This is a genomic window from Anaerostipes sp. CAG:276, from assembly GCF_000432215.1.
In the GTDB taxonomy this organism is placed as follows: Bacteria; Bacillota; Clostridia; order Lachnospirales; family Lachnospiraceae; genus Anaerostipes; species Anaerostipes caccae.
This window is the reverse complement of the sequence record NZ_FR889195.1, coordinates 172,662-182,247: the sequence shown is the minus strand read 5'-3', so window position 1 is coordinate 182,247 and position 9,586 is coordinate 172,662. Positions and strand designations below refer to the sequence as shown.

Below are 9,586 nucleotides of genomic sequence, written 5' to 3'. Positions count from 1 at the left end.
TTATCCTTGTTTTACTGTGTCCTTTATATAAAGAACGTTCGTGTATCTTTTTCAAAAGATACTGAAAATCTCTTAGAATTTTCAAGGTTGTCTTATTGTTCAATTATCAAAGTTCTGCTGTCGTTTTTTGTCGTTTCTCTTGCGACAGCTATATTAGAATATCATATTTATTTCTCTGTGTCAACAACTTTTTTCATTTTTTACAAATTCTTTTTTGAATTTATAAAAACGGAGAAGGAGGGATTTGAACCCTCGCACCGCGCAAACGGTCTACACCCTTAGCAGGGGCGCCTCTTCAGCCACTTGAGTACTTCTCCAAAAGCGCCTAAACAATTATGTTATGATACTGCGTCTTCATGTGACGCTTGAATATATTATCAAACTCCCAACTCTTTGTCAATAGATTTTATGAAATAATTTATTAAAAATTGGAATATAATTCTTTACTACTATATATAGTAGTATTAGCATGTATTTCTCACAACTTCCAGATTTCCTGAATATGAGTTTTGATATATCTGACTTCCCGTAAACTGCTTTTCCCCGCTGCTGTAAAGAACAAACAGCGGAGAAAAGGTGTATTTGCTATATTACTTTAAATAATTCAGAGCATTGGATAAAGGAATTTCAGATTCGGATAAATCTGTCTGAAAATCTTATATCGTTTTTCGTACTTTTTGACCAGTTCTGAATCGGGCTTTACTGTATCCACGACTTTCACCAATTTCTTTGCTGCCTCTTCCACAGAATCGTACTCGCCGCATCCGACTGCCGCAAGAATCGCGCCGCCATATCCCGGACCTTCTTCGCTTTCTATAATATCAACTTCAAGATTCAGGACATTAGCCATGATTTTTCTCCAGAGCAGACTCTTTGCTCCTCCTCCGCAGATCGTTGTTCTCTTGATATCAATTCCCAGGGATTTTGCCACTTCCAGTGAGTCTCTCATTGCAAAAGCAACACCTTCCAACACTGCCAGTGTCATATCTGATCTCTTTGTGTCCATAGACATACCGATGAATGCCCCTCTGGCATCCGGATCATTATGCGGAGAGCGTTCTCCCATCAAATATGGAAGGAAAAACACATGGTTTTCTCCAAGATTCTGAACAGATTCCTGCTCTTTTCCATACTCTTTTGTTTCAATAATATCTTCCATCCACCATTTATTACAGGATGCGGCACTCAGCATACAGCCCATCAAATGAAAATGTCCGTCCGCATGTGCAAAAGAATGAAGAGCATTATTTTCATCCACTCCGAAGTTTTTGCTTGAAATAAAAATAGTCCCCGATGTTCCCAGGGAAACATTACATCTGCCGTCCCCCACGGTTCCTGTTCCGATGGCCGCTGCCGCATTGTCCCCTGCGCCTGCTATAATTTTTACATTTTGGGGAAGTCCCAATTCTCCTGCAGCTTCAGGCGTTATTGTGCCCACTGCTTCATAACTCTCGTAAATATCCGCCACTTGTTCTCTCTTTATACCGCAGATATTCAGCATTTCTTCCGACCAGCATTTATGTTCCACATCAAACAGAAGCATTCCTGATGCATCTGAGACATCAGTACAAAACACACCGGAAAGACGATAGGCAAGATAATCTTTTGGCAGCATAATTTTATGAATTTTTCTGAAATTCTCAGGCTCGTGTTTCTGCATCCATAAGATCTTAGGCGCGGTAAAACCTGCAAAAGCAATATTGGCAGTGTACTGAGACAATTTTTCTGTGCCCACCACTTCATTTAGATACTTACATTCTTCTGCCGTCCTGCCGTCATTCCACAGAATTGCGGGACGGATGACATGATCATCTTTGTCCAAAACGACCAGGCCGTGCATCTGTCCTCCGAAGCTGATGCCCTTGATCTGATTTTTATCCACAACATCCCGGACCAATTCACGTATTCCATCCACAGCAGCATTCCACCAGTCCACAGGGTTCTGTTCTGACCACCCTGGTTTTGGAAATGAAATTGGATACTCTTTGGAAATAATCTTACAAATCTCACCCTGCCCGCTCATTAACAACAGCTTCAGTGCAGAAGTCCCCAAGTCAAGTCCTATGTAATACATCTTTCAGCTCCTTTCCACCATTATGCAAATGGATTCTCAGACGGATACAGCATTCCCTTCGGCCGGTTAAAATCGAGCTCCGTCTGCTCCACTCCCAGATACTTAAATACCTCAAACAGAAGTTTTCCAAAATGTCCGAACGCAACTGCTCCGTGATGCGGGAAGTTCTTTTCTATCAGTATATGACGGTAAAATCTTCCCATTTCCGGTATGGCAAAAACACCAATCCCTCCAAAGGATCTTGTCCTCACCGGGAGTACTTCTCCCTGCGCGATATATGCTCTTAATTTTGCATCTGATGTGCTCTGAAGCCGGTAAAATGTAATGTCTCCAGGTATGATATCACCTTCCAGTGTTCCCTGTGTAGATTCCTCGGGCAGCGTTCTCGTCATGATCAGCTGATTTTTCATTTCGCAAAAAGAGAGCTTTTCTGAAGCCGTATTTCCACAGTGGAATCCCATGAACACGTCTCTGCGGCTGTATTCATAATTACCTTTGATTTCTGTCTCATACATGTCATCAGGCACTGTGTTGTTAATATCCAGAAGAGTCACAATATCCCCGCTGACTGCCGTGCCGATAAATTCGCTCAAAGCTCCATAAATATCCACCTCACAGGACACCGGAATTCCCTTTGCTGTCAGCCTGCTGTTCACATAGCACGGAACAAAGCCGAACTGAGTCTGAAAAGCAGGCCAGCACTTCCCTGCAATGGCCACATACTTCCTGGAACCTCTATGCTTATCGATCCAATCCAGGAGGGTCAGCTCATACTGTGCAAGTTTAGGCAGTATCTGAGGTTTTTTATTTCCCTCTCCCAGCTCCTTCTCCATGTCCTTTACAACATCCGGAATCCTCTCATCACCCTCATGTGCCTTAAAAGACTCAAACAAATCCAGTTCAGAATTTTCTTCAATCTCGGCTCCCAGATTATAAAGCTGCTTGATCGGTGCGTTGCAGGCTAGGAAATCCTGTGGTCTCGGACCGAAAGAAATAATCTTTAAGTTACGCACGCCGATCACTGCCCTTGCCACCGGTACAAATTCATGAATCATGTCTGCTACTTCCCCGGCAGTCCCCACCGGATATTCCGGAATATAAGCCTTTACATTTCTAAGCTTTAAATTATAGCTGGCATTGAGCATACCACAGTAAGCATCACCCCGGTCATCGGTCAGCTTATCCTGTGTCTCTTCGGCTGCCGCCGCAAACATCACCGGTCCGTCGAATTCTTTGGCCAGTAATGTCTCAGCCGTCTCAGGTCCGAAATTCCCCAGATAAACAACCAATGCGTTGCATCCTGCTTTTTTAAGCTCTTCAAGGGCTTTCTTCATGTCCAGTTCATTTTCAATACAAGTCTCACATTCAAAGATTTCCCCGTATTTCTCCCGATAGGCTTTTGCAGCAAGTTTTCTCCTGTTCTCGGACAGTGACATAGGGAAACAATCCCTGCTGACCGCTGCAATTCCTAAAACTACTTCTGGTATATTTTCCATAAACGTCCCTCCTGGTCAATGGATTTAAGTAATTATGATATCTCTTTTATTTTACCACTGTCATACCAAAAGAGCCACAAAAACAAGACTATCATCACGCTTATGGTACACTGTTTCGTTCTGCTGCGCCAAATGACTGTATTCCTATTTTGTTCATAATATTTTCCCTTTCTGCAAAAACAGCATATGACCGCTAAAACTATTTTTTACAGGTACTAAAATAATTGAATCAGACAAAGAATAAATAATTTCTGTAAAATATTTATATTATAATATTGTAAAATAATTGTTCTTTCATGATAAACTAAAGGAGATAAAACAAAAGATAAAGAAAAATATTTTTGTATCCTTAAAAAATGACTATGCTTTCACTCAAGTTATGAAGCAACCTAAAGTCATAAAATGCTTTTTGATCAGTATCCTTCACATTCAGCCTGAAAGGATCAGAAACATTCGTATAAAAAACCGGTATTTGCCTAAGGATCTTCCGGAAGAAAAATTGTCTATTCTGGATTTATACACAATTATTGAAGACATAGGGAAGATCAGCGATATACCCTATACAGCGACCAATGGGAAATTCATGTAATTGAATTAAAAAAACTGAGCCAATCTGCAGTAAAACATAATCATAAATCCCTATATGAGTGGGCATGCCTTATCAATGCCGACAGAGAGGAGGAACGTATGATAATTGAGAAAGATCCCTATATCGAGGAAGCCGTCAAAGAACTGGAACGCGATCCTGAACGCATGGATGAATACCTCTTCAGCCAGAAAAATCTATCCGATTACGCTACACAGATGAAATTCAGCAAAGAATTAGGAAAGGCTGAAGGTGAACATATACTTGCCTCTCTGATCCAGAAATTATTTCTGGATGGAAGAATTGAAGATGCCAGGCTTGCTGTCGATGATGAAAATATGAGAATAAAACTTTATAGGGAATATCATTTAACATAAATAATTTGTATTTAATATCATCTATATAAAAATATAAAAAAACAGCACCAAATTAAATTGGTGCCGTTACTGGTACTGACTTGTATTACACTGCTTCCGTATCACCCTTGAGACCGTAAAATGCCCCTTCAATATCGGAATCTTTATGAGCAATCAGCCACTTGTTCCTTGCAAACAAAATCTTATCCTTTTCCGTTCTTACTTTCGTACCAAATGGTTCACTTGTATGTTTTGGTGCAATACAGATAAGCTTAAACCCATATCCGTTTACGTTGCATGGAGCACAGTGAAGTACGCCGCAGTTTAACTCCACGGCTGTGCCCTTCGGGACAAAAAACGCTTCCATTCTGGATGTATGATACTCATGATTTGGTTCGATATCCTGGCTCAGACCCAGGTACATGACACAGTCTGTTGCTGCAATATGTATGACTTTCGACTTGTGATATTCTACGCCATGAATTCTGTGATTATGCCCGCTCATATATCCGATCTGCACCGGAAGTTCATGAAACAGCTGGCACTGAATTTTATGGCACACCGGCAGTTTCTCCATCTCTTCGACAGACAGCTGTTCTTCCAGATATTTTGAAGCCTTTATACGGTCCATATACTGTTTCAGCTGGCTGAAATCAAAATCTTCTATTACTCTCCCATATTTATTAAATTCGGGGTCAAAAATATACCTTAACATATTATCTGCTCCTTCTTGTTTTTCATTGCTGAGTTTATAAAGAAAATTCATCTTCAATATTCTACATAATACTACCATAAATTACATAAACATTTCTTTTCATTTTCTTTAAGTTTTTGTGAAGTACAGGTATATTGTTGACAATATTTTAAATATTATTCCAAAAAGTTTGCTTTATAATCTACTACTGCCGTCTCATACAAATTATTCCCATGGCTGTCAATCACAACGATTACCGGAAGATTCTCAACTTCAAGCTTCCGAATTGCCTCTGTTCCCAAGTCTTCATACGCAACGACCTCAGATTTTTTGATACACTTTGACAAAAGTGCTCCTGCCCCCCCTACTGCTGCAAAATAGACTGCGCCATTTTCTTTCATAGATTTAATCACGTCCTCAGACCTTTTGCCTTTTCCTATCATGCCCTTTAATCCAAGAGAAAGCATGCGCGGAGTATATTTATCCATGCGGCTGCTGGTCGTAGGTCCTGCCGAACCGATTACCTGGCCTTCCCTGGCTGGTGTGGGGCCGAGATAATAGACAATCTGATTCTTTAAGTTTACCGGCAGTTCCTTTTTTTCTTCTGCCGCTTCATACAGCCTCTTATGAGCCGCGTCTCTGGCAGTATAAATGGTTCCGGTTAAGTAAACATAATCTCCTGCCCGCAGATTTTTCAGTTCACCGGCTCCGGCAGGCACTGTTACATATTTATCCATCTCTCTAACTCCTTATAAAACCCGATGTACATGTCGGTTCACATGACAGCATATATTTACGGCAAGAGGCATTCCTGCGATATGTGTCGGATAAGTCTCAATATTTACTCCAAGGGCAGTGGTGCTGCCTCCCAGTCCCCCCGGACCAATTCCCAGCTGATTGATCTCCTGTAAGAGTTCTTCTTCCAGGATACGGATATGTTCTTTCTCAGATCTCTGATCAAGGTTTCTGGTCAGCGCTTTTTTTGCCAGAAAAGCTGCTTTTTCAAAGCTGCCCCCAAGACCCACTCCGACGACCATCGGCGGACAGGCATTCGGTCCTGCATCCTTCACGGCTTCTAAAACAGATTTCCTGACACCTTCCGCTCCGTCTGCCGGTTTCAGCATAAATACCCGGCTCATATTTTCACTTCCGAATCCCTTGGGAGCTACTAAAATTTCAAGTTTATCCCCAGAAACGATATCGATATGCACAATCGCGGGTGTATTATCTTTCGTATTTTCCCTTATCAGAGGATCTTTCACGACAGATTTCCTCAGATAACCTTCTCTATATCCCTGTCTGACCCCCTCATTGACCGCATCGTGGAGGTCCATGCCCTCAATATGCAGATCCTGGCCAATATTTAAAAATACCACAGCCATCCCCGTATCCTGACAAATCGGAATTTGTTCTTCTTGGGCAATTTTCATATTTTCATTGAGCTGGGATAAAATCTGCTTTCCAAGCGGAGTCTTTTCTGTCTCTTTTGCATTTTTCAGCCTGCATTTCATATCTTCTGATAAGGTCAGGTTGGCTTCAATACACATGTCCCTGATACTGCGGATCATCTCATCTGTATGGATCGTTCTCATATTTCCTCCAAAAAATCATTCTGTGATACGAGAAGTCAGAGCACAGACTGCTGATGCCATGCTCTGACTTTTGATCTTTATTCTGTTTCTTCTTCTGAAGTTTCGCTCTCTTGTTCCACTTCTTCATCCCGTACTTTTGCCAGGCTTGCCACAATCACATTGTCGTCTAAATTCATGAGCTTGACTCCCGATGTATTCCGTCCAAGCATAGAAATTCCATCGACTCCCATCCGGATCACAACACCTTCCGTAGTGATCATCATGACTTCATTTTCTTCATCCACAGCCTTGACTCCGACCACATCTCCTGTTTTCTCAGTGATCTTGTAGCAGCGGATACCCTTTCCGCCTCTGTGCTGAGGAGTAAATTCAGTCATGGCAGTCCGTTTTCCCATTCCATTTTCAGACACAAACAGCAATGCTTCACCCTGGGAATTCAGCTGCATGCCGATGACTTCATCGTCTCCATCTAAGTTGATTCCTCTTACACCCATGGCTGTTCGTCCTATAGATCTGACATCTGTCTCATGGAACCTGATGCACTGTCCGTTCTTTGTCACAAGAAATACATCCTGGTCATTGTCTGTAAATTTCACTTCGATCAATTCGTCATTTTCTTTCAGCGTAATCGCCAGAAGTCCTGTCTTTCTTATATTTGCATACTCCATGATCGGTGATTTTTTCACAACCCCGCTCTTGGTAGCCATAAACAGGTAATGATCCTCTTTATATTCATTGATCGGGATGACCGCCGTTATCTTTTCCTCCGGCTGCAGCTGGATCAGATTCACGATCGCCGTACCTCTGGCCGTCCGGCTGCTCTCCGGAATCTCATAGGCTTTCATCCGATACACTCTTCCCATATTTGTAAAAAACATAATATAGTGATGGGAAGTTGTCATAAACAATTCCTCAATATAATCCTCATCAATGGTCTGCATTCCTTTAATACCTTTTCCGCCTCTGTTCTGGCTTTTGAAGGTATCCACCGTCATACGCTTGATATATCCGAGTTTTGTCATAGTGATGATCGTATTTTCTCTTGGAATCAGATCTTCCATGGAAATATCGTCTACATCAAATCCGATAGAGGTCCTTCTCTCATCCCCATATTTGTCACGGATCAGAACCAGCTCATCTTTGATCACTCCCAAAAGAAGTTTTTCATCGGCAAGAATCGCCTTTAATTCTGTGATCTTTGCCATCAGCTCATTATATTCTTTTTCAAGCTTGGCGCGTTCCAAACCGTTCAGCGCACGCAACCTCATATCCACGATTGCCTGTGCCTGTGCGTCGGTCAGGGCAAAACGCTCCATGAGCTGTGTCTTCGCCTCCGTGATATTTGCTGCTGCCCGAATAATCTTGATGACTTCATCAATATTGTCCTGGGCAATGAGCAGACCTTCTAAAATATGAGCCCGTTCTTCTGCCTTATTCAGCTCATATTTTGTCCTTCTGGTCACAACGTCCTTCTGATGTTCCAGATAATAATTGAGCATGTCAAACAGATTCAGGATCTTAGGTTCATTGTTTACCAATGAGAGCATGATAACTCCGAACGTATCCTGCATCTGGGTATGCTTAAACAGACGGTTAAGGACGACATTGGCATTGGCATCCCTGCGCAGCTCAATACAGATTCTCATGCCGGTACGGTCAGATTCATCCCGTATTTCTGTAATACCGTCTACTTTTTTATCTTTTACAAGCTCTGCAATCTTCTGAATGAGTCTCGCTTTATTGACCATATAAGGAAGTTCGGTTACGACAATTCTCTGTTTTCCGTTGGCCATCGGCTCAATATCCGTGACGGCACGGACTTTAATCTTTCCGCGTCCTGTACGGTATGCCTGACTAATGCCCGCTTTTCCTAAAATCGTCGCCCCAGTCGGAAAATCCGGTCCTTTTACAATATCTAATAACTCTTCAATATCTGTAACCTGGTTTCTCTCCACCTGATCATCGATAATTTTTACAACTGCATTGATCACTTCCGTGAGATTATGAGGCGGAATATTCGTAGCCATTCCGACCGCGATTCCCTGTGTACCGTTGACTAAAAGATTCGGAAACCTTGACGGCAGCACCTGGGGCTCTTTTTCCGTCTCATCGAAGTTCGGAATAAAGTTGACCGTATCTTTACCGATATCGGCCAAAAGTTCCATGGAAATTTTGCTGAGCCTTGCCTCCGTATAACGCATGGCAGCGGCGCCGTCTCCGTCCACAGAACCAAAATTTCCGTGGCCGTCTACCAGAGGATAACGGGTCGACCACTCCTGAGCCATATTAACCAATGCCCCATAGATAGAACTGTCACCGTGAGGATGATATTTACCCATAGCATCCCCGACGATACGTGCACACTTACGGTGCGGTTTATCCGGCCCGTTGTTCAGTTCGATCATCGCATAGAGGATTCTCCTCTGAACCGGCTTCAGCCCGTCCCTTACATCAGGAAGGGCCCTTGCAGCGATAACGCTCATGGCATAATCGATGTAGGAATTCTCCATTGTCTGCTTCAGATCAACGTCATGAACTTTATCAAAAATTGTATTCTCGTCCATATATTATATTCCTTCCTATACGTCCAGATTCTGGACATATTTTGCATTGGCTTCAATAAATTCACGCCTCGGTTCCACCTGATCACCCATCAGTGTCGTAAATGTCAGGTCAATCTCAGATGCGGAATCCTCATCGATGGTTACCCGCAGCAGCACTCTTTTATCCGGGTCCATAGTAGTATCCCAGAGCTGTTCTGCATCCATCTCACCCAGACCTTTATAGC

Annotated in this window: 8 protein-coding genes, 1 tRNA gene and 1 pseudogene; 2 read left to right on the top strand and 8 right to left on the bottom strand. The window is 42.5% G+C overall.

All coding sequences use genetic code 11. From position 1 onward, the window contains the following. Nucleotides 1-229: 229 nt before the first annotated feature. From QVP35_RS10570 to QVP35_RS10560, 3 genes are all read right to left on the bottom strand, one after another. Nucleotides 230-317 (bottom strand) — tRNA-Ser (locus tag QVP35_RS10570). A gap of 287 nt (nt 318-604) precedes the next feature. Continuing rightward, nucleotides 605-2,074, bottom strand: coding sequence for a xylulokinase (gene xylB, locus QVP35_RS10565; protein WP_009290252.1), 1,470 nt, complete (start codon nt 2,072-2,074; stop codon nt 605-607). Nucleotides 2,075-2,094: 20 nt separating this feature from the next. Continuing rightward, nucleotides 2,095-3,570: an L-fucose/L-arabinose isomerase family protein gene (locus QVP35_RS10560; RefSeq protein ID WP_009290251.1), complete on the bottom strand. Its 1,476-nt coding sequence runs from the start codon at nt 3,568-3,570 to the stop codon at nt 2,095-2,097. 379 nt (nt 3,571-3,949) lie between these two features. On the opposite strand from QVP35_RS10560, the gene QVP35_RS16630 reads away from it, so the two are divergent. Beyond that, nucleotides 3,950-4,159: an Rpn family recombination-promoting nuclease/putative transposase gene (locus QVP35_RS16630; RefSeq protein WP_233444286.1), complete on the top strand. Its 210-nt coding sequence runs from the start codon at nt 3,950-3,952 to the stop codon at nt 4,157-4,159. After that, complete coding sequence (locus QVP35_RS10550) at nt 4,150-4,533, top strand: hypothetical protein (protein ID WP_225103792.1); 384 nt, start codon at nt 4,150-4,152, stop codon at nt 4,531-4,533. Before QVP35_RS16630 ends, QVP35_RS10550 begins: the two co-directional genes overlap by 10 nt. Before the next feature lie 85 nt (nt 4,534-4,618). Here the strand turns inward: QVP35_RS10550 and QVP35_RS10545 are convergent, their stop codons facing one another. The 5 genes and pseudogenes from QVP35_RS10545 to QVP35_RS10525 form a co-directional block, all read right to left on the bottom strand. Next, nucleotides 4,619-5,227: a DUF4867 family protein gene (locus QVP35_RS10545; RefSeq protein WP_009290248.1), complete on the bottom strand. Its 609-nt coding sequence runs from the start codon at nt 5,225-5,227 to the stop codon at nt 4,619-4,621. A 155-nt stretch (nt 5,228-5,382) separates the two neighbouring features. Then, nucleotides 5,383-5,943: a Fe-S-containing hydro-lyase gene (locus QVP35_RS10540; protein ID WP_009290247.1), complete on the bottom strand. Its 561-nt coding sequence runs from the start codon at nt 5,941-5,943 to the stop codon at nt 5,383-5,385. Nucleotides 5,944-5,955: 12 nt separating this feature from the next. Further along, nucleotides 5,956-6,798: a fumarate hydratase gene (locus QVP35_RS10535; protein ID WP_006565394.1), complete on the bottom strand. Its 843-nt coding sequence runs from the start codon at nt 6,796-6,798 to the stop codon at nt 5,956-5,958. Between the two features lie 77 nt (nt 6,799-6,875). Then, nucleotides 6,876-9,362, bottom strand: coding sequence for a DNA gyrase subunit A (gene gyrA / locus QVP35_RS10530; protein ID WP_006565393.1), 2,487 nt, complete (start codon nt 9,360-9,362; stop codon nt 6,876-6,878). Nucleotides 9,363-9,377: 15 nt separating this feature from the next. Continuing rightward, nucleotides 9,378-9,586: pseudogene (locus QVP35_RS10525) on the bottom strand (DNA topoisomerase IV subunit B); the annotation flags it as partial.

Coding starts and splice junctions, on each gene's coding strand:
- xylB (WP_009290252.1), bottom strand. CDS start 2,074: ATGTATTACATAGGACTTGACTTGGGGACTTCTGCACTGAAGCTGTTG.
- QVP35_RS10560 (WP_009290251.1), bottom strand. CDS start 3,570: ATGGAAAATATACCAGAAGTAGTTTTAGGAATTGCAGCGGTCAGCAGG.
- QVP35_RS16630 (WP_233444286.1), top strand. CDS start 3,950: ATGAAGCAACCTAAAGTCATAAAATGCTTTTTGATCAGTATCCTTCAC.
- QVP35_RS10545 (WP_009290248.1), bottom strand. CDS start 5,227: ATGTTAAGGTATATTTTTGACCCCGAATTTAATAAATATGGGAGAGTA.
- QVP35_RS10540 (WP_009290247.1), bottom strand. CDS start 5,943: ATGGATAAATATGTAACAGTGCCTGCCGGAGCCGGTGAACTGAAAAAT.
- QVP35_RS10535 (WP_006565394.1), bottom strand. CDS start 6,798: ATGAGAACGATCCATACAGATGAGATGATCCGCAGTATCAGGGACATG.
- gyrA (WP_006565393.1), bottom strand. CDS start 9,362: ATGGACGAGAATACAATTTTTGATAAAGTTCATGACGTTGATCTGAAG.